Consider the following 22,842-nt stretch of genomic DNA (forward strand, 5'->3'; position numbering starts at 1 on the left):
GGACACGCAGCCGCTGCGTGCGGTGCGGGGAGCGAGCCGATCTCCTCGGATGCCACGAAGCGGAACTCCGCGCTCTCGTCCGTGCCGCCCGACACCCTCCGCGCGCAGGGCGCGCGGCGCCCCCACAGCGATGGTGAGCGCACTCCGCCCCTACCGCTCGTACGTCACCGTCACCGGCGCGTGGTCGCTCCACCGCTCGGGGTGGGTCGCCGCCCGCTCGACCCAGGCCTTGACGGCGCGGGCCGCGAGGCCGGGCGTCGCCACCTGGTAGTCGATCCGCCATCCCGCGTCGTTGTCGAAGGCGCGGCCACGGTAGGACCACCAGGAGTACGGCCCCTCCTGGTCCGGGTGGAGGGCGCGCACCACGTCCACGTACGCGGCCTCCTCGAAGACCCGGGTCAGCCACTCCCGCTCCTCGGGGAGGAAGCCGGAGTTCTTCCGGTTCGACTTCCAGTTCTTGAGGTCGGCTTCCCGGTGCGCGATGTTCCAGTCGCCGCAGACGACGACCTCGCGCCCCCCGGCGGCAGCCCGCTCCTTCAGCCCCACCAGGTACGGGAGGAAGACCGCCATGAAGCGCTCCTTCTCGTCCTGCCGCTCGGTGCCGACCTCGCCCGAGGGCAGGTACAGGCTGGCGACGGTGACACCCGGGAGGTCGATCTCGGCGTACCGGCCGCTGAGGTCGAACTCCTCGCCGCCCTCGGCCGCGAACCCGCCGAAGCCGATCTGTACGCGCTCCGGCGCACGCCGCGAGTAGAGGGAGACGCCCGCGCGCCCCTTGGCGGCGGCCGGGGCGTGCACGACGTGCCAGCCCTCGGGATCGCGTACCTCCTCGGGGAGCTGGGCCGCCTCGGCCCGCACCTCCTGGAGGCAGACGACGTCGGCCGCCGTCCCGGCGAGCCAGGGGACGAAGCCCTTCTTCGCGGCGGCACGGAGCCCATTCACGTTGACACTGGTGACGGTAAGCACCCGGGAACAGTACCCAAGGGCGGGGGCGCACATATGTACGCTTACCTGCGTGAATATCCAGCGCCGGTCGTACGACCACCCTGACGCCGTCAAGCTCGACGAACAGGTACAGCTCGAGTACGTGGAGCGGTACCAGGACGGCGGCGACGCCACCTTCCTCGACCCGACCATGTTCGAGCCGCCCCACGGCCTGTACCTCCTCGCCTACGACGAGCGGGAGCGCCCGGTGGCGACCGGTGGCTGGCGTGCCATGGAGCAGAACGAAGAGGGCTACTCCGACGGCGACGCCGAACTCAAGCGGATGTTCGTGGTACCCGAGGGACGTGGCCAGGGACTCGCCCGCCGGATACTCGGCCTGCTGGAGGAGGACGCCCGCGCCGCCGGCCGTACGCGCATGGTCCTGGAGACCGGCGACAAGCAGCCGGAGGCCATCGGGCTGTACACGTCGAGCGGCTACACGGTCTGCGAGAAGTTCGGCCACTACCGGACGTACGAGAACAGCATCTGCATGGCCAAGCCGCTCCAGGAGTCCTGACCCCCGCGTCCGCCACCCCGCCCGGGTCGCCCCGGCTCCCGGCCTCCGGGCCCTTTGCCGCGCGGCTGGAACGGACGGTCCGGCAGGAGCACCCGCTCCGGCTTGCCGGGGTCGCGGACCACCCGGATCCCCCCGATGCCGTCCGGTCCCGCCTCCGGGACGAGGACGTCGTCGTTCACCCCCGCGACGGTGACCGGCAGACCGGGCACGTCCGGTGCGGGAGAGGGGCCTCACGGGAGAAACAGGAGAGGGCCGCGCGATGTGACGTTCCCCGCCGCGAAGGGCTTCACCCGGCAGATGGCTGGGTGAGGGTCTTGACCCGGCGCAGGGTGGGGGTGGTCTCCGCCGTCACCACTCCCGGCAGCCCGGCGAGCTTCTCCCCGACGAACGCGTACAGGTCGGCGGTGGTGCGGCAGAGCACCGAGACGACGAGGTTGGTCCGTCCGGTGACCGCGCCCGCGAAGCGCACTTCGGGGTGGCCGGCCACCAGCCGGCCCGCCCCGACCAGGTCGCGCGGGGTGACGGTGAGCCAGCACAGGGCCTCGACGCCCCGTCCCAGCGGTACGTGGTCGTACTCGACGGCGAAGTACAGCACACCGGTGGAGCGCAGCCGGTCCAGGCGCCGTGCGACGGACGCCTCCGACTGTCCGGTGACCGTCTGGAGCTCGGTGAGGGGTGCCCGGCCGTCCCGGGCGAGCGCCGTGAGCATGGTCTCGTCGGCCGCGTCGAGTACCACCGCCGCCGAGGACGGGGCGGGCGAGGCGGTACGCAGTGCCAGCTCCTCCTCCGCGTCGAGCGCGCTGATCTTCCTCAGCCAGCCGAGGGTGTTGCCGTAGTAGGAGTGCAGCACGCAGTGGGCGGTGACAGAGGTCACCTGCGGGGTGCGCTGGATGCGTTCCAGGAAGAGTTCGTCGCGCTCCCGCTCGCTCCGGGGGCGGATCGCGCAGACGACTTCGGCGCCGCCCGCCACCAGGTCGATGTAGTGGGTGTCGGGCCGCCGGGCGAGCGCGGCGGCCAGCGACGGCGCCGCGTCGTGCGCGCAGCCGAGCCGGACGATCCAGCCCGTCCGGCCGAGGCGGCTCTCGTCCACCATGCCGACCACCCGCAGCCCCGCCGTGGCCCGCAGCCGCCGGAACCGGCGGGCGACGGTCTGGTCGGAGACCCCGAGCACCTGGGCGATCCGGCTGAACGGTGTACGTCCGTCGAGTTCGAGCGCCTGCAGCAGCTTGAGGTCCAGGGTGTCGAGCAGGTGGGGCTCCACGTGATTCTCCCGGTCGGTCCGAGGGCCCGGGCGAGGGCCGTCCGGCCCGACCGTACAGAAGTCGGCGACGAAGTCGCCACGGGAAACCCGTCGGCGCGAGGGGCGCCGAACAATAACGGCGGACCGCTCGGAAATGAATCACGGCGCCCCGGAAAGCTTCGCACCCCCCGGGGAATTCGGGCAAGCACATCAGCGCCGGGAAAGGAAATCCGACACCGCACGCCGACTCAGGACGCACATCCCTCGCTCCGGAGGGTGGGGGATGACTCCTCAGGGACATCACCGCAGTTCGCAGCCGTTGCCCACCCTGTCGAGTTCCCCTGCGCAGTGCGCGGTGAGCGCATGTCCGGCCCCCCGGGACCGGACATGCGCGATTTCGAGAGAGCACTTCCGGCCCGACGGGAAGGCGACGGGAACGCAATTTAACTATGCGTTTCCCCTTGCTTCCCTATGTGGCGCGGGGCCATTACGTTCGCCACTCATCGGTCCAGCGCATCCGCTCCGGACCGTCCGAACGAGATGCGGGTGGTCGGAAATGAGCCGAGGAACTGTTCTGGTCGTCGGTGGCGGTATCGGCGGCCTCTCCACCGCCGTCGCGCTGCGGGAGGCGGGGTACGACGTCGACGTCGTGGAACTGCACGAGGATCTGCACTCCTCGGTGTACGGCGTCGGCATCATCCAGCCGGTGAACGCATTGCGGGCCCTCGACGCGATCGGCTGCGCGGAGGCGTGCCTCGGCGTGGGGTACGCGACCACCGCGTGGGGCCAGGTCCACGACGTGGCCGGCAACCTGGTCCGGGAGATGCCGGGGGCGCGCATCGCCGGCTCCGAGCTGCCGCCCATGAACGGGCTCGCCCGTCCGCAGCTGCACCGCATCCTCACCGAGCGGGCCCGGGGCGCCGGCGTGACGATCGAGTACGCCAAGACCTTCACGGAACTCGTCAACGGCCCCGGGGGCGTCGACGTGACGTACACGGACGGTACGAGCGGCCGGGTGGACTTCGTGGTCGGCGCGGACGGGGTGTACTCGAAGGTCCGCCCGTACGTCCTTGCCGAGGACCTGACACCGGTCTACATCGGGCAGTCCGCGTTCCGCCTCAACATCCCCCGCATACCGGAGATCGACCGCATCATCCTCCAGCACGGGCCCACCGGCATGGCCGGCTTTGTGCCGATCGGGCCCGAGATGGCGTACTTCTTCTTCAACACCGTGTGGGAGGAGGGGCAGCGACTGGAGCAGAACCGGATGGACCACGTCCTGCGGGAGCTGCTCGCCCCGTTCGGCGGGTTGGCCGGCCGGGTCCGCGACGAGTTCGTCACCGACCCCTCCGCCATCGTGTTCCGCCCGGAGGAGTGGCTCATCGCCCCCGCCCCCTGGCACCGGGACCGGATCGTCCTCATCGGTGACGCCGTCCACGCGGTCACCCCGCACCTGGGGCAGGGCGCCGCGCAGGCCATCGAGGACGGCGTCGTACTCGCCCAGTGCCTCGCGGCCGGCTCCTCCCCGCAGGAGGCGTTCGAGCGGTACACCGAGCGCCGCTACGAGCGCTGCAAGCTCGTCGTGGAGTCCTCGGTCGCCATCGGTGAATGGGAGATCGACCCCACCGGCAAGGAGGACTTCGACCACGCCGGCCTCACCCAGCACGTGCTGGAGACGATGGTCCAGCCCTTCTGATCCCCCGGCGCGCACCGGACTGGCCGTCTCCCCACTCGCCGCCCCGACTCCCCACGCCAAGGGCTCTGCGGCCGGTCCGGCCGAGGCGACGCGCCGCGGCCGGGCCGGCCGCCAGCAGCAGCCGCCGCCCACCGTGGCGGCAGGACCGAGACGGCGGCAGCGCCGACGCACGGACCGCGCCGAATCCGTGGGCCGGGGCCGGTCTCAGGACGCCGGGGTCGTGCACACCTCGGCGCCGAGACGCGGCCCCCGTTCCGCTCGACCGTGCCAGGGTGACGCGGGCTCCGTCCGGTCCCCCCGGCTCGGCGGCGGGGGACGCCTCTCAGCCGCGTCGCGCCCGGGCGAGTTCGCCGCGCCCGTGGATCCGGCCCCGTCGCTCGGCGGCCCGCAGGAACACCACCGTCGCGACGGAGCACACCAGAATGGCGAAGATGCCGGCCTCCGGGCCGAAGCTCCCGCCGGACAGCAGGTGGGGGCCGCTGGTGGAAGCGTCCAGCAGGCCGCCGGTCCCGCTCCCGGAACCCGAGACGGCGGTGCCGAAGATGCCCTGCTCCGCCATGTTCCAGCCCAGGTGCACGCCGATCACCGGCCACAGCGAGCGGGTGGCGGCGTAGAGCGCGCCGAACATCAGCCCGGCCTCGACGGCGATGGCCAGCGCGCCCCAGAGCGTCGCGTTCTCGTTGACCAGGTGCAGGGTGCCGAAGGCGAGCCCCGAGACGATGACCGCCCCGTACGTCCCTGCCTTCTCCTCCAGTATCCGGAACAGCGCGCCCCGGAAAGCCAGTTCCTCGGTGACCGCCACGCAGCTCATCAGCCCCAGGGTGGTCAGCGAGCCGCCGATCGAACCCCACCCCCGGACGTGGTAGCCGCCCGAGAGGGCGACCGCCGCGATCGTGACGGCGAAGAGGCCCAGTCCGAGCAGGGCCCCCCGGCACAGCTCCGGCCGCGCCTTGGCGAGGGTGAGTTCCTGCGGTCTGCGGCCTTCCAGGCGGCGCACCAGTCCGGCGTACACGGCCAGCGCCGCGACGCCCGTCGCCACCCCGGCGATCAGGGCGGTCCACGCGGTCGCGTCGGCGGCGTGGTTGATCCCGGCGGCGATCGCGTTGACGGCCAGCAGGGTCACGAAGAACACCGGCAGGCGCACCCAGGGGGAGGCCGCCCACCGGGCGACCGGGCGGGAGGGGTTCGGGGTGGGACGGCTGTCACCGTCGGCCGGCGCCGCCGGGCGGGGATGGGGGAACGACATGGTTTGCTCCTCAAGTTCCCGCTCTCCGCGGGCGGTTCGCACCTTCGATGCCGGAAAGGTACGGGCCTTGGCTCCGGCGGATCGTCACCATGGGGTGGGCACTTTCCCCCGGCGCCGGTCCCCCGGGCGAGCTACCGGACTGTCCCCCGTGGGGGGATGCCGCCCGCGTCACCAGGCGCTACGTTCGCCGTAGGAGGCCGTCCGCTCCCCGTGCGGGGGCGCGGAGGGCGGGCTGCCCGACGGAGGCGCGGAACGTCGGCCGACCGGTGAACGCGGTACGCCTCACGCTCCGTTCGCCACCGGACCGGTCGCTCCGGCCCCGGACTTACCGGATCATGGACGGTGCATGGAAGACCGAGCAGCTCACGACCCCAGGGCCACGGCATGCCCCGAGCCGGTGGGCCCCGCCCTCCGCCCGGGCCGACCGTCGGCCCGCCCGTCCGCGGCGCCTGCCTCGCGCGGCGCGCACCCCGCGCCCCCCGGCCCCCCGGCCGATCCGCTCGCCGGGCTCCGTCGCCTCGCGCGGTGGTGGGCCTCCCGACCTGTCGGCACCCGGGACCGCGCGTTCGCCCTCGTCTTCACCGCGCTGTCGTTCGCGCCGCCGCTGTCGGGGATCGGGGCGCGGTTCGGGGACCTCCCCACCCACGGAGTCTCGCTCACCGGGGTGCTGCTGACGCTCGGTCAGACGCTGCCACTCGCGGTTCGGACCCGGTGGCCGGCCGCCTGCCTCGCGGTGACGGGCATCTCGTTCGCGGTCCACGAGTCCCTGGGCTGCCCGCCGACCTTCGGCAGTGTGGGGCTGTACCTCGCGCTCTACTCGGCGGGCGCCCACGGGGGAAGCCTGCGCAGGTCCGTCGCGCTGGTGGCGACGGGCGGCTACGTGATCTTCTGCGTCGTCCTGCACGCCCTGGGATCGCCCGCGGGGCCGGCCGACTTCCTCCTCTACTACGCGGTCCTGGCGGTGTTGTGGGGCCTGGGCCTCCTGGTCCGTGAGCGGCGGGCGCACGAGGCCGAGCGGCGGCGGCTCACCGCCCAGGCGTCCGTCGCCCAGGAACGCAGTCGCCTGGCGCGGGAGTTGCACGACGTGGTGACCCACCACGTGACCGCGATGGTGGTGCAGGCCGGCGCGGCGAAGTACCTCACCGGGGCGCCCGAGCGTCTCGACGACGCCCTCGACGCCATCAACGGCACCGGCCGCCGCGCCTTGGCCGAACTGCGGTTCCTGCTCGGCGTGCTGGAGGCGACCGGAGAGTCGGGGGACCGGGAGCGGACGCCGATGCCGGGCCGGGTGTCCGACCTGGTGGAGCAGACGCGCGCGGGTGGCCAGCCGGTCGAACTCGCCGAGGAGGGGGAACAACCGGAGATGGCCGTGGCAGCTCGGCTCACCGCCTATCGCGTGGTGCAGGAATCCCTGACGAACGCCGTGAAGTACGCCGCGGGCCGGCAGACCCGCGTACGGGTGACGCACGGCCCCGGCTGGACGGAGGTCGAGGTGATGACCGCGGGTGCCCCCGGCGGTGCGCCCCGCCCCGCCGGCCCGCATGCGTCGGGCGGCCGGGGTCTGGCCGGACTGCGGGAGCGGGTGGAGATGCTGGGGGGCGAGTTCGCGGCGGGCCCCGCCCCGGACGGCGGGTTCCGGGTGTCCGCGCGCATCCCCGCGGGAGGTGCCGCATGAGCGGCGAGCCCACGACGATCAAGGTGCTGGTCTGCGACGACCAGGCTCTCGTACGCGCCGGCTTCACCACGATCTTCTCCGCGCAGCCGGACATGGAGGTCGTCGGCGAGGCCGCGGACGGGAGGGCGGCGATCCGCCGGGCGCAGGAGCTGGAACCGGACGTCGTCGTCATGGACATCCGTATGCCACTGCTCGACGGCATCGAGGCCACCCGTCACCTGGCGGGCCCCGACGTCCTCAGCCCGGCCAAGATCCTGGTCGTCACGACCTTCAACGTCGACGAGTACGTGTACGAGGCCCTGCGCGCCGGCGCCAGTGGCTTCCTGCTGAAAGACGCGGCACCGCCCGAACTGATCAACGCCGTACGCACCGTCGCCCGAGGCGAGTCCCTCCTCTCCCCGGTCGTCACCCGCACCCTGATCGGCCACTTCGCCGAACGGCTGCGCCCGGCCGGGGCGCCCGCCTCCCCCGAACGCGACCGTCTCACCGTGCTCACCCCCCGCGAACGCGAGGTCTTCCTCCTCATCAGCGAAGGGCTGTCGAACGCCGAGATCGCCGGCGAACTGGTCCTCAGCCCCGAGACCGTGAAGACCTACGTCTCCCGCATCCTCACCAAGCTGGGCCTCCGCGACCGGGTGCAGGCGGTGGTCCTGGCGTACCGGGCGGGCATCGCGACGGGAGGCGGCGACCGGTCGTGACGCGAAGGTGGTCCACACGCCGGCCGCAGCGACAGTCCGGCCGGGCGGCCGGCCGGAGCCGGCCCGGGTACCCGCCGACCTTGCTCCGGCGGTGACGGCCGTCCCAACCGACCACGCGCGTCGGCGTCACCGTGCGGGGACGGGGTACGGAGTCCCCGTCGTACGCGTACGGCGGCGGGTCCCACACGCCGGCGGACCCCGTGAACGCCAAGATCCCGCCCGGTCTTCCGACCGGACGGGATCTCGTGACGTTCCCGAGAGCTACTCGCGAACTGTCGTCTGTGGACCTGTGGGGATTTGAACCCCAGACCCCCTCGATGCGAACGAGGTGCGCTACCAGACTGCGCCACAGGCCCTTGCGACGAGTGAAACTCTAGCACCCTCCAGGGGGTGCTTGGAAATCCGTTCCCCCCTGGTCAGGGGCGCCGGGTCCGTCGGACCTTCCGCGGCCGTCACTCGTTGGCGGCACGCGGTCGGTCCTCCTCGTCGTCGTACTGGTCGAAGAGAGGGGTACGGCCCCGGTCCCGGGTGCGGCGGGCGTCGGCGCGGTGGCGCGGCGCCCGGTCGGCGTCGGGGACGTCCGGCTCCGGCGGTGCGGGCTCGACGGTGCTGGAGCGGGCGGCGCTCCACGTCTCCGGGTCGTTGACCTCGACGCCGCCGGAGGCGCGCGGGGCGACCGGGGCGGTGACGTAGGTCGGCAGCGGGACGGGGACGGGCTCCCAGCTGTCGCCCTGGACCCGGCCGCGGTCGCGCTGCTGGTCCACCCACTCCGCGTGGTCCGTCTGCTCGACGAGCGCCCGGCGGCCGGCCTCCTGCGGGGAGACGGTCGGCACGGGTACCGGATCGGCGGGGTGCGCTTCGGGCTCCTCGTCGGGCTCGACCGCGGGGGCCGCCGCCTGCTGGTGCCGGCGGGGGCGGTTCTCGCGCAGGCGCTGCGCCGCGTCCTCGGCCCGGCGGCGGTCCATGGTGAAGGCGAACCGCCGTCGCTCCTGGGCCCGCAGGTGCACGATGTACGCGCTCAGCATCACCGCGGGCGCGGCGGGCGCCCAGAGGAAGCCGAGGCCCCCGACCGCCGCGACGACCGCGCCGCAGGTGAAGACGAGGAAGAGGACGATGGTGGTGCGCCGGCGCCGGGCAAGGACCTGGGAGCGCTGGGCGCGACGGACGCGCTCGGCGTCCTCCGCTCCGGCTCGGCCGCGTCGCATCGCGGACGCCCCCGGCGCCGCGCGCTGCTCCGGGGCTCTTCCGGCGGGCGGGCGCTGCGCCGGCGTACGGGCCCGGGGGTCACCCCGGTCGGGCGCCGGGTGCTCCACCGCCGGGCGTCCGGCGGCGCGCTCGGGAGCGTGCGCCGGATCGAGGATCCGGGCTTCGGTGTGCGCTCCGGGCGCGGCGAAGGCCCGGACGTCGACGGAGTCCATTCGATCCGTCTCGGCGTCCGGGGATACGGTCGGCTCCGCCTCCTCGGCGTCACGCTCCCGCAACTCCTTGGCGTAACGACGCTCCATCGCCGCCCGTCCGGACAGCAACCGGATGGCGGTGCTGAAGCGTTCCGTCGGACGGGCTTCGTTGAGTTCGTCCTGCCTTCGGAGCCACATCGGCACCAAGTAGGCGGCCCAGGCCCCGACGATGACTGCGTAGATCAGGCCGCTGCTGCTCACGCTCACACCGTAGAGGGGTTTGCGCGGCGGCATCGGCCAATTGCCACGGTGTGTCGCACGATCAGGCTGATATCACGGGCCTTTTCTGTGATTGTTCAGACCAACGAGTGACGCCGCCGGTGCTTAATGCGACGACAAGGCGCTTATTTCGAACACGCATTTGATTTATTCGGGTGAGGGGCGCGTCCCCGGTCTCGCCCGGTGCCAGCGCCGGAGCAGCCCGTCCGCCGCCTCCTCCGACGTGAGCGCGTAGATGAGGTGGTCCCGCCAGGCCCCGTCGATGTGCAGATAACGGGGCCTCAGCCCTTCTTCGCGGAATCCGAGTTTCTCCACGACCCGCCGGCTCGGCCGGTTCTCGGGGCGAATGCAGATCTCGATGCGGTGCAGCCCGACCCGGCGGAAGCAGTGGTCGGTGGCGAGGGCCACGGCGGTGGGCATGACGCCCCGGCCGGCCACCTCCCGGTCGACCCAGTAGCCGATGTGCGCCGAGCACATGGAGCCCCAGGTGATGCCCGCGACGGTCAACTGGCCGACGAGACGCCCCTCGTACTCGATGGCGAACGGCAGAATCCGGCCGGCCCTCGCCTCGGTGCGCAGGTGACGGACCATCTGCCGGTAGGTGGGCCGGCGGATCACCGGGCCGCCGGGGACGGGCGGCGGGACGGTGGCCTCCCACGGGCGGAGCCACTCGCGGTTGCGGCGGTTGACCTCGCGCCAGACGTTCTGGTCCCGCAGGCGTATCGGCCGCAGGGTCACCTCACCGTCCTTCAGGAGAACCGGCCAGAGGGGCGCGTTCAGGACGGGCTCCCGGGCCGGGGGTGGTCGCCGCCGCGCAGCTGGTCGACCGCGTGCACCAGGATCCGGCCGAGGACCGCGAGCCCGTCGCGCACGCCGCCCGTCGAACCGGGCAGGTTCACGATCAGCGTGCGCCCCGCGACCCCGGCGAGCCCTCGTGAGAGCGCCGCGGTCGGCACCGCGGCGCGGTTCTCGGCGCGGATCGCCTCGGGGATGCCGGGCACCTCGTGGTCCACCACCCGCCGGGTCATCTCCGGGGTGAGGTCGGTGGGCGAGATGCCGGTGCCGCCGGTGGTCAGGATGACGTCGTAGCCGGTGGAGACCCCGGCGCGGAGCGAGAGCTCGACCGGCTCGCCGTCCGGCACGACGAGCGGGCCGTCCGTCGCGAAGCCGAGGGCGGTGAGGCCGTCGACGAGGATCGGGCCGCCCTTGTCGGCGTAGACCCCGGCGGCCGCCCGGTTGGAGGCCGTGACGACGAGAGCGGTGTACGGGGCCGGGGGCTCTCCGGGACCGGAGGGGGCGCTCACGCGTCCGCCCCCGACCGCGCCGGGCGCTCCCAGTCGCCCGACGTGCCGCCGGACTTGGCCTCCACCCGCACGTCGGTGATGACCGCGGCCTTGTCGACCGCCTTCACCATGTCGATCACGGTGAGCGCGGCCACCGAGACCGCCGTCAGCGCCTCCATCTCGACCCCGGTGCGGTCCGTCGTCCGTACCCTGGCGCTGATCTCGACGGCGTCGTCGGCCACGCTCAGATCGACCTCGACGCCGGAGACGGCGAGCGGGTGGCATAGCGGGATGAGGTCGGGGGTGCGTTTGGCCCCCATGATCCCGGCGATACGGGCGGTGGCGAGGGCGTCGCCCTTGGGGACTCCCCCGCCCCGCAGCAGCTCGATCACCCGCGGCGACACGAGCACCCGGCCGCTGGCCCGGGCGACGCGCGCCGTGACGTCCTTCGCCGACACGTCGACCATGCGGGCCGCGCCCGACTCGTCGATGTGCGTCAGCCTGTTCTGCGTACTCAACTCACTCCGCCTAGCGGTAGGGCGCCGTTCGCCCGCCCGCCCCGCACCGGAGTGCGGGCCGGGGGTCCGGGGTACGTCCCCCGGTGAGGCAGCGGCAGACACCGTACCGCCACGGCGGCGGTCTCAGCGGAGCAGGACCACTTCGACGTCCGCGCCGGGCTCGACCGAGGTGGTGTCCTCGTCCACCACGATCAGCGCGTCCGCCCGTGCCAGGGCGCCGATCAGGTGGGAGCCGGACCCGCCCACCGGGACGACGGTGCCCGACGCCTCGTCGTAGGTACCGCGCAGGAACTGGCGCTTGCCCGGCGGGGAGGAGAGCGCACCGGTGGTGGTGAGAGCGGCGCGGACGGTGGGCCGGCGCACCTCGTCGAGGCCCATCAGCGCGCGGATCGCCGGTCGGACGAAGAGCTCGAAGGAGACGTAGGCGGAGACCGGGTTGCCCGGCAGCGCGAGCAACGGGGTGTGCTCGGGGCCGATGGAGCCGAACCCCTGCGGCTTGCCGGGCTGCATGGCGAGGGTGCGGAAGTCGACGCCGCCGCCCGCCTCGTCCTCGTCGCCGACCGAGGAGAGCGCCTCCTTGACGACGTCGTACGCGCCGACGCTGACGCCTCCGGTGGTGACCACCAGGTCGGCCCGGATCAGCTGGTCCTCGATGGTGGCGCGAAGGGTCTCGGCGTCGTCGGTGACCGCGCCGACGCGGTAGGCGAGGGCGCCCGCGTCGCGGGCGGCCGCGGTCAGCGCGAAGCTGTTCGAGTCGTAGATCTGACCGCCGGTCAGCTCCTCGCCCGGCTGGACGAGTTCGCTGCCGGTGGAGACGACGACCACCCGGGGCCGGGGGCGCACCGTGACCGTGGCGCGGCCGATCGCGGCGAGCAGGCCGATCTGCGGCGGGCCGACGACCGATCCGGCCGCGAGCGCCAGGTCGCCCGGCTTCACGTCGCTGCCCCGGGCCCGCACGTGGGCGCGGGCCGCCGCGGCGCGGTGGACCCTGACCTCGCCGCCCGCGGCCTGGGGAGCGTCCCGGTGGGCGCGCATGGTGGCGGCGGGGCCCTCGCCGGTGCCGCCGTCCGTCCACTCGACGGGGACCACCGTCTCGGCGCCCGGGGGCAGCGGGGCGCCGGTCATGATGCGGGCCGCCTGTCCGGGGCCGACCGCTGCGCCGCCGGGGAGCCCGTCGCTGCCGGCCGCCACGTCGCCGACGACGGTCAGCACCGCGGGGAACTCCTCGCTCGCCCCGGTGATGTCGGCGACCCGGACCGCGTAGCCGTCCATGGAGCTGTTGTCGAAGGGTGGCAGCGCGATCCCCACCACGACGTCCTCGACGAGGACGCACCCCTGGGCGTCGGCGAGTTGCAGCTCGATGGGTTCGAGCGGCTTCACCGCGCCCAGGATGTCGTCGAGGTGTTCGTCGACGGACCAGATCGTGCTGCTCAAGGTGCTACATCTCCTCGGTGACGTAACGGCGGAGCCAGGTGCGGAAGTCCGGTCCGAGGTCCTCGCGTTCGCACGCGAGCCGGACGATGGCCCGCAGGTAGTCGCCCCGGTCGCCGGTGTCGTAGCGGCGCCCCTTGAAGACGACGCCGTGGACGGGACCGCCGATCTTCTCGTCGGCGGCGAGCAGTTGGAGGGCGTCGGTGAGCTGGATCTCGCCGCCGCGGCCCGGCTCGGTCCGTCGCAGTATGCCGAAGACGGACGGGTCGAGGACGTACCGGCCGATGACGGCCAGGTTGCTGGGCGCGTCGGACGGCTCGGGCTTCTCCACCAGGCCGGTGACGCGCACGACGCCCTCCTCGGCGGTGTCCGTCACGGCGGCGCAGCCGTAGAGGTGGATCTGTGCCGGGTCGACCTCCATCAGCGCGATGACGCTGCCGCCCTCGCGCTCCTGGATCTCCACCATCCGGGCCAGCAGCGCGTCGCGCGGGTCGATCAGGTCGTCGCCGAGGAGGACCGCGAACGGCTGGTCACCGACGTGCGGGGCGGCGCACAGCACGGCGTGGCCGAGGCCGCGGGGGTCGCCCTGGCGGACGTAGTGCATGGTGGCGAGGTCGCTGGACTCCTGCACCCGCTGGAGGCGCTCTCCGTCGCCCTTGCGGGTGAGCGCGGATTCCAGCTCGTAGTTCCGGTCGAAGTGGTCCTCCAGCGGGCGCTTGTTGCGCCCGGTGATCATCAGTACGTCGGAGAGGCCCGCCGCGACGGCCTCTTCGACGACGTACTGGATGGCCGGCTTGTCGACGACGGGCAGCATCTCCTTGGGAGTGGCCTTCGTAGCCGGCAGGAAGCGGGTTCCGAGACCTGCGGCCGGGATGACGGCCTTGCTGATCCTGGGTGTCGACTCAGTCATGCGCAGAACGATAACGGGTGGACACGGACGAACGAGGACTCCCTGCTTAACTTTGTACGCATATGCGCCCATATGAGAAGAGTGTGAGCTTCCTGTGACCCCCCATCAGGCCGACGACCCGGCCGCCACACCGTCCCGCAAGGCGGAGCTGCGGCGCGAACTCCTCGCCGCGCGGGCCGCTCTGACCCCGGCTGAGCTGACGGAATCCGCCGCCGCGCTGGCACGGACCGCGCTCACGCTGCCCGCTCTCGCCGGCGCCCGGACCGTCGCCGCCTACGTGTCGGTGGGGCGCGAGCCGGGAACCCGGGCGCTGCTCGACGCGCTGCGCGCCCGGGGTGCACGGGTCCTGCTGCCGGTCCTGCTGCCCGACAACGACCTCGACTGGGCGGTGTACGAGGGCCCGGACCGCCTGGCGAAGGCGGGGCGCGGGCTGCTCGAACCCGACGGCACCCGCCTCGGCCCCGGGGCCGTCCTGGACGCCGACGCGGTCCTGCTCCCCGGCCTCGCCGCCGACGCGCGCGGCATGCGGCTCGGCCGGGGCGGCGGCAGCTACGACCGGGTGCTCGCCCGGCTCGCCGACGCCGGGGCCCGCCCCGCACTCGTGGTGCTGCTGTACGGCCACGAGGTGGTCGAGCGGGTCCCGGCGGAACCGCACGACCACCCCGTGGACGCCGTCGTCACTCCGGCCGGGACCCGCCGCTTCAGCCGGCGGACGCCGCCGGCGTGAGCGTCAGCGTGTCGGTGGTGGAGGTGTCCACCGCCTCGGTGCCGTAGGACCAGTCGAGCAGTTCGCCCTCGACCCACTTGTCCGTCTGGTCGGTGTAGTGCGCGCTGAACGCGTGCCCCGAGGCGCCGGTGAGGTTGATCCAGCGTGACTTGTCCCAGTCGCCGACGTTGACCACCATCCGCATCGACGGCACCCAGATGACGTCGTAGCCGCCGGCCGCGTTCCAGCCGGTGGCGTCGACCGCCGCCTCGCCGCCGCCGAGGTTCCACGGGCCCCGGTTCAGCGCCCGCTGGAGCAGACCGGGCCCGGAGGTGCCGAGGGTCTGGTTCTTCAGGGTCAGCTGGTGCAGCCGGCCCCAGCTCCAGGTGGTGATGTCCTTGCCGAGCTTGGCGGTCAGCTCCCAGCGGGCGTCGTCCATGGCGCGGGCGAACAGCTGGTCGCGGTTGTTGACGGCGGACTCGCGGCCCTGGGCGGGCACCTTCCACCAGGCGTTGTCCTCGTCGTCGAGGATCGTGCGGACGACCTCGTTCCAGCGGTCCCCGCCGTCCGGCTGCGCCGAGGCGGCGTCACGCCGGCCGCACTCCCGCACGAGCTTGTTCTGCTCGTCGACGGGGCCGGTGCCGTCTGCCCGGGTGACGTAGATGCAGTCGCCCTCGACGCGCATCTCCTTGGGCAGCTTGTCGCCGAAGGCCAGCATCAGGATGTTGCGCCAGACGCCGTTGAAGTACGCGGCGGCGGCCGAGTCGGAGTCCTGGGTGTAGTCCCAGCCCTCCAGCAGCTTCTGGGCCTCGCGGACGTCCTTGTCGGCGATGTTGATGCTCAGCAGCTTGGGCACCAGCAGCGCGGCGATCTCGCTGGTGTTGTCCATCTGCATCTTCTGCATGTCGACGGTCGAGATCTTCTCGCCGCCCTTGATCTTCGAGGCGATGAGGTCGTTGATGCGCTGGCTGCGGGTGCCGTAGCCCCAGTCGCGGGTGAGCATCTCGGGGTACTTCTCGTCGACGACCGCCTGGTTCGCGGTGACGATGTAACCGCTCGCCGGGTTGTACGCGTACGGCAGTTCGTCGAAGGGGACGGGTTCCTTCTCCCAGCCGTACTTCGAGGACCAGCCGGGCATCGGCATGGTGCCGTCGCCGGACTTGCGGACCGGGATCCAGCCGGGCGCCTGGTAGCCGATGTTGCCCTTCGTCCCCTCGGCGTCCGCGTAGACGAGGTTCTGCGAGGGCACCTCGAAGTGCGCGGCGGCCTTGCGGAAGGAGGCGAAGTCGTGGGCGCGGTCCAGCTCGAAGACGGCGTCCATGGAGTGGCCGGGCTGGAGCGCCGTCCACTTCAGCGCGACGGCGTAACCGGAGGCGCGGTCGGGCGCGGCGTTGGCGACCGGGGCCTTCTGGCCGACCTTCGCCAGCTCGCTGCTGCGGTCGGAGACCAGGGGGCCGTTGTTGGTCTCGCGGACGGTGATCTTCCGGCTCCGGCCGCCGGCGACCTTGATGGTCTCCTCACGGGTGGTGAAGGGGACCGTCTTGCCGTCGTAGAGGTAGCCGTCCGCGGAGACCTTCTCCAGGAAGAGGTCGGTCACGTCGGCGCCGAGGTTGGTGAGCCCCCAGGCGACGTTCTGGTTGTGTCCGATGATCACGCCGGGCATGCCCGAGAAGGTGTACCCGGCGGTGTCGTACTGGCACGTGGCCGAGACCTTCCGGCAGTGCAGCCCCATCTGGTACCAGAGCGAGGGCAGCATCGGCGCCAGGTGCGGGTCGTTCGCGAGGAGCGGCTTGCCGGTGGTGGTGTGGTCGCCGGAGACGACCCAGGAGTTCGAGCCGATGCCGTTGCCGTTCGGGCCGAGCAGCGCCGGGATCTCGTCCAGCGTGTCGGAGAGCGCGCCGAGCTGGGTGTTCAGCCCTTCGGTGGCGCCGGCCACGGTGTCGCCGTCCACCGTGGGGTCGCTCGCCTCGGCGTCCGGGTCGAACTCGCCCGTCAGGGAGGAGACCGCGCCCTCGCCGACGATCGTCTCGTGCTTGTCGTACGGGTACCGCGGGTACAGGTCCGCGATCTGCTTCGCCGAGAGCCTGCTGGTCATCAGCGAGCGGTCGATCTCGTCCTGCATGTTGCCGCGCAGGTCCCAGGCCATCGCCTTCAGCCACGCGACCGAGTCGACCGGGGTCCACTCGGTGGGCTTGTAGTCGTTGGTGAGGTTCAACGCCGCGTACTCGACGGAGATGTCCTTGCCGTCCTTGCCCTTCAGGTACGCGTTGACGCCCTCGGCGTACGCCTGGAGGTTCTTCTTGGTGTCGGCGCCGAGGACCTTGTCGTACTCCTCCTGCGCGACCTTCCGCCAGCCCAGTGTGCGGAGGAAGGAGTCGGTCTCCACCTGGCCGGCACCGAACATCTCGGAGAGCCGGCCGGCCGTCATGTGGCGGCGGACGTCCATCTCGTAGAAGCGGTCCTGTGCCTGGACGAAGCCCTGGGCGCGGAAGAGGTCGGCGTCGGTGTCCGCGTACACCTGGGGAATGCCGTAGTCGTCGCGCTTGACCTCGACGTCCCCGGTGAGGCCCCGGAGCTCGAGCGATCCGGTGGTCTGCGGGTACGAGGCCCGGACCGTGGCGACGGACCAGTACGCGCCGTACCCGACACCCGCGACCAGCGCCAGGACCAGGACGATCACGAGGAGGCGGGCGCGTCGCCCCTTCTTCCTGCCTGTTTTCTTCGCAGCGGAAGGACCGGCAGAGACGGTGGTGTTGGCGGGCATCGCTGTCCTTCGCGGGGCAGGGTGGTCCTGGGAGTGCAGGAGCAACCATAGGCGCAGCCCCGATCACACGCGGACGCGGTGGGGGGCTGCGGCCATGTGCACACAGGTCGTACACATACTCGAAGGCGTCAAGAAAGCGTTAAAGATTAGGTAAGGTAACGAAGTACCTACCCGCCGGGAACCTGCCCGGCGGCCGTACGCGGGGAAGGAATCCGGCCCTGACCGTCCACACGCTCAACGAACTCCTGCTGGTCTCGTCGCTCGTCCTGCTCGTCGCGGTGGCGGCGGTCCGGATCTCGTCGCGCAGCGGCCTGCCCAGCCTTCTCCTCTACCTCGGCATCGGCATCGCGCTGGGGCAGGACGGCATCTTCGACGTCAAGTTCGACAACGCGGAACTCACCCAGGTGATCGGCTACGCCGCCCTGGTCGTGATCCTCGCCGAGGGCGGACTGGGCACGAAGTGGAAAGAGGTCAGGCCCGCGCTGCCGGCGGCGGCCGTGCTCTCGACCGTGGGTGTGGGCATCAGTGTGGGAGTCACCGCGGCGGGGGCGCACTACCTCGTCGGGCTGGAGTGGAAGCAGGCGCTGATCATCGGCGCGGTCGTCTCCTCGACGGACGCGGCCGCCGTCTTCTCCGTACTGCGCCGCGTGCCGCTGCCCGCCCGGATCACCGGCGTGCTGGAGGCGGAGTCCGGCTTCAACGACGCGCCCGTGGTCATCCTCGTCATCGCGTTCTCCACGAGCGGCCCGGTCGAGCACTGGTACATCCTCATCGGCGAGATAGCGCTGGAACTCGCCATCGGCGCGGCCATCGGCCTCGCGGCCGGCTGGCTCGGCGCCTACGCGCTGCGCCACGTCGCCCTGCCCGCCTCCGGCCTCTACCCGATCGCCGTGATGGCCATCGCGGTGACGGCGTACGCGGAGGGCGCCCTCGCGCACGGCAGCGGGTTCCTCGCCGTCTACCTCGCCGCCATGGTGCTGGGCAACTCCAAGCTGCCGCACTGGCCGGCCACCCGGGGCTTCGCCGACGGGCTGGGCTGGCTCGCCCAGATCGGCATGTTCGTCCTGCTCGGCCTGCTCGTCACCCCCCACGACCTGCTCGACGACTTCTGGCCGGCGGTGGTCGTCGGCCTGGTGCTGACGGTGGTGGCCCGGCCGCTCTCGGTCTTCATCAGCCTGGCGCCCTTCCGGCTGCCGAAGCGCGAGAAGACCCTGATGTCCTGGGCGGGGCTGCGCGGAGCGGTCCCCATCATCCTCGCCACCATCCCGATGGTGGCCGGTATCGACGGCTCCACCCGCGTCTTCAACATCGTCTTCGTGCTGGTCATCGTCTACACCCTGATCCAGGGGCCGACCCTGCCCTGGCTCGCCAAGGCGCTCAAGATCGCCGAAGACCCGTCCGACGCCGCCGACCTGGGCATCGAGTCCGCGCCGCTGGAGCGGCTCCGCGGCCACCTGCTCTCCGTCGCGATCCCGGCGAAGTCGCGGATGCACGGCGTGGAGGTCGGCGAACTGCGCCTGCCGTCCGGTTCCGCCGTCACGCTGGTGGTCCGCGACGGCACGAGTTTCGTGCCCGCGCCCGCGACCGTGCTGCGGCGCGGCGACGAACTCCTGGTGGTCGCGACCGACCCGGTGCGCGACGCGGTGGAGGCCCGACTGCGGGCGGTCGGCGAGGGCGGCAAGCTGGCCGGCTGGCTCAGCGCGGGACCCCGGCCGGGCGGCACGGCCGACGACGACGCCGTGGCCCGGCTCGCCCGGGCGACCCACCTGGACCGGGTCGCCCACACGATGCAGCGGATCAGCGGTGCGGCGGACCGGCAGGAGACCGCGCCCAAGGCCCGTCGCGGCAGCGCGGCGGTGGCCCGCGCGGCAGGGGCCGCCCGCGCGGCGGAGGCCGGGCGGGGCGAGAAGGACGGACGGCGGCGGAAGGGCCCGCGCCCCGAGAAGAGCCGGCGCATGGAGAAGGCGGGGCGGCCGGAGCCGGGCGGGCACGGGGAGCGGGGCGGGGAGGCGGGCGACCCCGGGCACGCGGTGCGCCCGAGGCATCCCGCGGACCCCCCGGAACGGCACGGAGGCGGAGGGCGGCCGGGGCCGGGCGACCGCTCGGAGGGACCTCCCGCGCGACGCTGACCGGTGCCCGCCGGGCACGCCGTGCGTGCGTCGGCCCCACACTGTGCCCGCCGGGCACGCCGTGCGTGCATCGGCCCCGCACTGTGCCGCGCCGCGCACCCCCGGGCGCCGTGAAACCGTATACGGCCGCGAACACCCCCGAACCGCGCACCGGTGCGCGCCGCGCGCACGCCGAGCCGCCCGTACACCTCGTACACCCCGCTCGGGCGCCGGTCCTCGCTCCCGCGCCCCCTACCGCCGTGACGCGCGGCTGTAACATGGGACCGACCTGATCGACCAACTCTGTCTGATGCAGAGCTGGCGCGACCGTATGGCGGTCGTGGCGTCGCTCCGCACTCCTTGAGCGGGACGCCCGGCATCTACCGCAGTTCCGCGCGAAGAGGACAGCTCTCGGCAGCCCCCGTACGCCTCGTCGGCGTCCCGGGCGCGGTGCCACCAGGCGGCAGAAAGGCACGGCCGTGGCGTCCACGGTCCCCGTCCGTCCCGGATACGGGCAACTGCTGCGCACTCCCGGTGCGTGGACCTTCCTGCTCCCGGGCTTCGCCGCCCGGCAGCCCTTCGCGATGCTGACCATCGGCATCGTCCTGCTCGTCCAGCACACCACCGGCTCCTACGGCAGCGCGGGCGCCGTCGCGGCGGTCTCCGGTGTCTCGATGGCCCTGTTCGGACCGCAGAGCGGCCGGCTGGCGGACCGGTTCGGGCAGGGAAGAGTCCTGCTCCCCGGCGTACTGGTGCACGCCGCGTCGGTGGGCGCGCTGACGGCGCTCGCGCTGGCGCACGCGCCGCTGTGGGCGCTCTTCGCCGCCGCCGTCCCGACCGGTGCCTCGATCCCGCAGATCGGCCCCATGGTGCGCGCCCGCTGGGCGGCGCTGCTGGGGGCCGCTCCCGACCGGCCGGCTTCCCCGCTGATGGCGACCGCCGCCGCGTTCGAGTCGGTGACCGACGAGTTCACCTTCGTCCTGGGCCCGGTCATCACCACCGCGCTCTGCACCGGCGTGCACCCGGCGGCCGGACTGGTCGCCGAGGCCGCGCTGACCCTGCTCGGCGGTGTGCTCTTCGCGGCGCGGCGCTCCACCGAGCCCGCCCCGCACTCCCCCGCCGCCGGTTCCGCGCCCCGCACCTCGGCGCTCGCCGTCCCCGGCGTGCGGGTGCTCGCCGTCGCCTTCCTGGGCATCGGCGCGGTCTTCGGCGGGATGCAGGTGTCGCTGACCGCGTTCACCGAGGAGATCGGCCACCCCGGGGCGAACGGCCTGCTCTACGGCGTCTTCGCGTCCGGGAACATGCTGGCCGGCATCGTCTGCGGCGCCGTCGCGTGGAAGCGCGGGCCCCGGCGCAGGCTGGTCGTCGGGTACGCCGCCCTGACCCTCACCGCCTCCGTGCTCTGGGCCGTGCACTCCGCACCGCTGATGGCCGGGATCGGCTTCCTGGTCGGGCTCTCCATCGCGCCCGCGCTGATCAGCGGTTACACCCTGGTCGAGGCGCTGGTGCCGGCCTCCGCCCGGACCGAGGCGTTCACGTGGCTGACCGGGGCGGTGGCCCTCGGACAGGCGGCGGCCGTCACGGTGGCGGGCCGGCTGGCCGATGAACGGGGCGCGAGCAGCGGTTTCGTGGTGCCGCTGGTCGCCACCGTGCTCGCGCTGGCGACGCTTCTGGCCTTGCGTTCGCGCCTGATTCCGCCCCCTTCCGGGAAGGCCGTGGCACGTGGGATCGGTCACCGGGAGCCGGTCACGGTGGACTGATCCCACGGAATACGTCAGTATGGAACGTCGTTAGCACTCACTGAGTGAGAGTGCCAGGAGGAGCAAGTGCCGACCTATCAGTACCAGTGCACCGAATGTGGCGAAGGCCTCGAGGCGGTGCAGAAGTTCACCGATGACGCCCTGACCGTGTGCCCGAACTGCAACGGACGCCTCAAGAAGGTGTTCTCTGCGGTCGGCATCGTCTTCAAGGGTTCCGGTTTCTACCGGAACGACAGCCGTGGATCGTCGTCGAGCAGCACGCCTGCTTCGCCGTCCACCAAGTCGTCGGACTCCGCTTCGAAGTCGACCTCGTCGAGCTCCGACGCGGGTTCGTCCGCGGCCTCCACCGCGTCGGCCTCGTCGTCGGCCGGTTCGTCGGCCGGATCGTCTTCCGCCTCGACCTCGTCGAGCGGCTCGGCCGCCTGAGGCCACCGACCGGATCCGCGCCACCGCTCCACCGCACGCACGGTCTCACCAGGACTCCGCCGATCACCTCGGCGGAGTCCTCGTGCTGTCCCCCGATAACCTGACCGCATGGTGAACGCAGGCACGATCACGGACGCGTCGACGCGCGGGGCCGGGGGGACGTCATGAGTGCGGGTACGGATACGGGCACGGCTTCGGAGGCGGAAACGGGCACGGCTTCGGCTTCGGAGGTGGCGACGGGCGCGGCCTCCGGGGCGCGCGCGGAGATCGGGGTCATCGGCGGATCGGGCTTCTACTCCTTCCTGGACGACGTCACCGAGGTCCGGGTGGAGACCCCGTACGGGCAGCCCAGCGACTCCGTCTACCTGGGCGAGATCGCCGGCCGGCGGGTCGCGTTCCTGCCCCGGCACGGACGCGGTCACCACCTTCCGCCGCACCGCATCAACTACCGCGCCAATCTGTGGGCGCTGCGCTCCCTCGGCGTGAGCCAGGTGCTCGGCCCGTGCGCGGTCGGGGGCCTGCGGCCCGAGTACGGACCGGGCACGCTGCTCGTCCCGGACCAGTTGGTCGACCGCACCAAGGCGCGCACCCAGACCTACTACGACGGTGAGCCGCTGCCCGACGGCACGGTACCGAACGTGGTCCACCTCGCCTTCGCCGACCCGTACTGCCCGAAGGGGCGCGCCGCCGCGCTCGCCGCCGCGCGCGGACGGGGGTGGGAGGCGGTGGACGGCGGGACCCTCGTGGTCGTCGAGGGGCCGCGCTTCTCGACCCGCGCGGAATCGCGCTGGCACGCGGCGATGGGGTGGTCGGTGGTGGGGATGACGGGCCACCCCGAGGCCGTGCTCGCCCGCGAACTCGGGCTCTGCTACTCCACGTTGACGCTGGTGACGGACTTGGACGCGGGGGCCGAGGCGGGCGAGGGAGTCTCCCACGAGGAGGTGCTCCGGGTGTTCGCGGAGAACGTGGACCGGCTGCGGTCGGTGCTCTTCGACGCGGTGGCCGCCCTGCCCTCCGCGGAGGACCGCGACTGTGTGTGCGCCCGTGCGCTGGACGGGCTCGACACGGGGATCGTGCTGCCCCGGGGCTGATCACGCTCCTTCGGGTGACCAAGTTGTCCCCAACCGGTGGGCCGTCCACAGGCCCCGGCGGGATCCTGGCGGCCGGGGCATCGTGAGGGGGTCCGTCCGGGGCATCCGGCGGA

At 72.7% G+C, this 22,842-nt stretch carries 18 protein-coding genes, 1 tRNA gene and 1 pseudogene; 9 read left to right on the forward strand and 11 right to left on the reverse strand.

The features are described from left to right. Positions 1 to 150: 150 nt before the first annotated feature. Positions 151 to 966 (reverse strand): exodeoxyribonuclease III, encoded by an 816-nt coding sequence (locus PZB77_RS12310; protein WP_275492638.1) that lies wholly within the window; start codon positions 964 to 966, stop codon positions 151 to 153. A gap of 49 nt (positions 967 to 1,015) precedes the next feature. On the opposite strand from PZB77_RS12310, the gene PZB77_RS12315 reads away from it, so the two are divergent. Next, the gene (locus tag PZB77_RS12315; RefSeq protein ID WP_275492639.1) at positions 1,016 to 1,501 is read left to right on the forward strand and encodes a GNAT family N-acetyltransferase; all 486 of its coding nucleotides are present in this window, start codon (positions 1,016 to 1,018) and stop codon (positions 1,499 to 1,501) included. A 286-nt stretch (positions 1,502 to 1,787) separates the two neighbouring features. Here the strand turns inward: PZB77_RS12315 and PZB77_RS12320 are convergent, their stop codons facing one another. Beyond that, positions 1,788 to 2,762 (reverse strand): Lrp/AsnC family transcriptional regulator, encoded by a 975-nt coding sequence (locus tag PZB77_RS12320; RefSeq protein WP_275492640.1) that lies wholly within the window; start codon positions 2,760 to 2,762, stop codon positions 1,788 to 1,790. 535 nt (positions 2,763 to 3,297) lie between these two features. Between PZB77_RS12320 and PZB77_RS12325 the strand changes: the two genes are divergently transcribed. Further along, positions 3,298 to 4,437 (forward strand): FAD-dependent monooxygenase, encoded by a 1,140-nt coding sequence (locus PZB77_RS12325; protein ID WP_275492641.1) that lies wholly within the window; start codon positions 3,298 to 3,300, stop codon positions 4,435 to 4,437. A 322-nt stretch (positions 4,438 to 4,759) separates the two neighbouring features. Here PZB77_RS12325 and PZB77_RS12330 read toward each other — a convergent pair whose 3' ends face one another. After that, a complete protein-coding gene (locus PZB77_RS12330; RefSeq protein ID WP_275492642.1) occupies positions 4,760 to 5,683 on the reverse strand; it encodes a type II CAAX endopeptidase family protein in 924 nt (307 codons plus the stop codon). A 346-nt stretch (positions 5,684 to 6,029) separates the two neighbouring features. On the opposite strand from PZB77_RS12330, the gene PZB77_RS12335 reads away from it, so the two are divergent. Further along, a complete protein-coding gene (locus tag PZB77_RS12335; RefSeq protein WP_275492643.1) occupies positions 6,030 to 7,358 on the forward strand; it encodes a histidine kinase in 1,329 nt (442 codons plus the stop codon). Next, positions 7,355 to 8,056 carry a response regulator transcription factor gene (locus tag PZB77_RS12340; protein WP_275492644.1) on the forward strand — a complete coding sequence of 234 codons (702 nt, stop codon included), beginning with the start codon at positions 7,355 to 7,357 and terminating at the stop codon, positions 8,054 to 8,056. The genes PZB77_RS12335 and PZB77_RS12340 overlap by 4 nt, the downstream gene beginning before the upstream one ends. 282 nt (positions 8,057 to 8,338) lie before the next feature. Here PZB77_RS12340 and PZB77_RS12345 read toward each other — a convergent pair. The 7 genes from PZB77_RS12345 to galU form a co-directional block, all read right to left on the reverse strand. Beyond that, positions 8,339 to 8,412: transfer RNA gene (locus PZB77_RS12345), tRNA-Ala, on the reverse strand. 96 nt (positions 8,413 to 8,508) lie between these two features. After that, entirely contained in the window at positions 8,509 to 9,714 is a 1,206-nt protein-coding gene (glpR, locus tag PZB77_RS12350) for a gephyrin-like molybdotransferase receptor GlpR (protein ID WP_275492645.1), read from the reverse strand. A gap of 165 nt (positions 9,715 to 9,879) precedes the next feature. Then, positions 9,880 to 10,512 carry a GNAT family protein gene (locus PZB77_RS12355; protein WP_275496032.1) on the reverse strand — a complete coding sequence of 211 codons (633 nt, stop codon included), beginning with the start codon at positions 10,510 to 10,512 and terminating at the stop codon, positions 9,880 to 9,882. Further along, positions 10,509 to 11,036 carry a MogA/MoaB family molybdenum cofactor biosynthesis protein gene (locus PZB77_RS12360; RefSeq protein ID WP_275492646.1) on the reverse strand — a complete coding sequence of 176 codons (528 nt, stop codon included), beginning with the start codon at positions 11,034 to 11,036 and terminating at the stop codon, positions 10,509 to 10,511. Before PZB77_RS12360 ends, PZB77_RS12355 begins: the two co-directional genes overlap by 4 nt. Beyond that, entirely contained in the window at positions 11,033 to 11,533 is a 501-nt protein-coding gene (moaC, locus tag PZB77_RS12365) for a cyclic pyranopterin monophosphate synthase MoaC (RefSeq protein ID WP_275492647.1), read from the reverse strand. The genes PZB77_RS12360 and moaC overlap by 4 nt, the downstream gene beginning before the upstream one ends. 123 nt (positions 11,534 to 11,656) lie before the next feature. Next, entirely contained in the window at positions 11,657 to 12,967 is a 1,311-nt protein-coding gene (gene glp, locus PZB77_RS12370) for a gephyrin-like molybdotransferase Glp (protein ID WP_275492648.1), read from the reverse strand. Positions 12,968 to 12,971: 4 nt separating this feature from the next. Continuing rightward, complete coding sequence (gene galU, locus PZB77_RS12375) at positions 12,972 to 13,874, reverse strand: UTP--glucose-1-phosphate uridylyltransferase GalU (RefSeq protein WP_275492649.1); 903 nt, start codon at positions 13,872 to 13,874, stop codon at positions 12,972 to 12,974. 94 nt (positions 13,875 to 13,968) lie between these two features. On the opposite strand from galU, the gene PZB77_RS12380 reads away from it, so the two are divergent. Beyond that, positions 13,969 to 14,601, forward strand: coding sequence for a 5-formyltetrahydrofolate cyclo-ligase (locus PZB77_RS12380; RefSeq protein ID WP_275492650.1), 633 nt, complete (start codon positions 13,969 to 13,971; stop codon positions 14,599 to 14,601). On the opposite strand, the gene PZB77_RS12385 is transcribed toward PZB77_RS12380, so the two are convergent. After that, complete coding sequence (locus tag PZB77_RS12385; protein WP_275492651.1) at positions 14,576 to 17,344, reverse strand: penicillin acylase family protein; 2,769 nt, start codon at positions 17,342 to 17,344, stop codon at positions 14,576 to 14,578. The two genes, PZB77_RS12380 and PZB77_RS12385, sit on opposite strands and share 26 nt — an antisense overlap. 278 nt (positions 17,345 to 17,622) lie before the next feature. On the opposite strand from PZB77_RS12385, the pseudogene PZB77_RS12390 reads away from it, so the two are divergent. The 4 genes and pseudogenes from PZB77_RS12390 to PZB77_RS12405 form a co-directional block, all read left to right on the forward strand. Next, positions 17,623 to 19,041 (forward strand): annotated as a pseudogene (locus tag PZB77_RS12390) (potassium/proton antiporter); the annotation flags it as partial. Positions 19,042 to 19,931: 890 nt separating this feature from the next. After that, on the forward strand, positions 19,932 to 21,212 hold the full coding sequence (locus PZB77_RS12395; protein WP_275492653.1) for an MFS transporter: 1,281 nt from the start codon (positions 19,932 to 19,934) through the stop codon (positions 21,210 to 21,212). A gap of 66 nt (positions 21,213 to 21,278) precedes the next feature. Beyond that, positions 21,279 to 21,638: an FmdB family zinc ribbon protein gene (locus PZB77_RS12400; RefSeq protein WP_275492654.1), complete on the forward strand. Its 360-nt coding sequence runs from the start codon at positions 21,279 to 21,281 to the stop codon at positions 21,636 to 21,638. Positions 21,639 to 21,802: 164 nt separating this feature from the next. Continuing rightward, the gene (locus tag PZB77_RS12405) at positions 21,803 to 22,729 is read left to right on the forward strand and encodes an S-methyl-5'-thioadenosine phosphorylase (protein WP_275492655.1); all 927 of its coding nucleotides are present in this window, start codon (positions 21,803 to 21,805) and stop codon (positions 22,727 to 22,729) included. Positions 22,730 to 22,842 lie beyond the last annotated feature (113 nt).

The sequence above is a fragment of the Streptomyces sp. AM 2-1-1 genome (assembly GCF_029167645.1).
Taxonomy (GTDB): domain Bacteria; phylum Actinomycetota; class Actinomycetes; order Streptomycetales; family Streptomycetaceae; genus Streptomyces.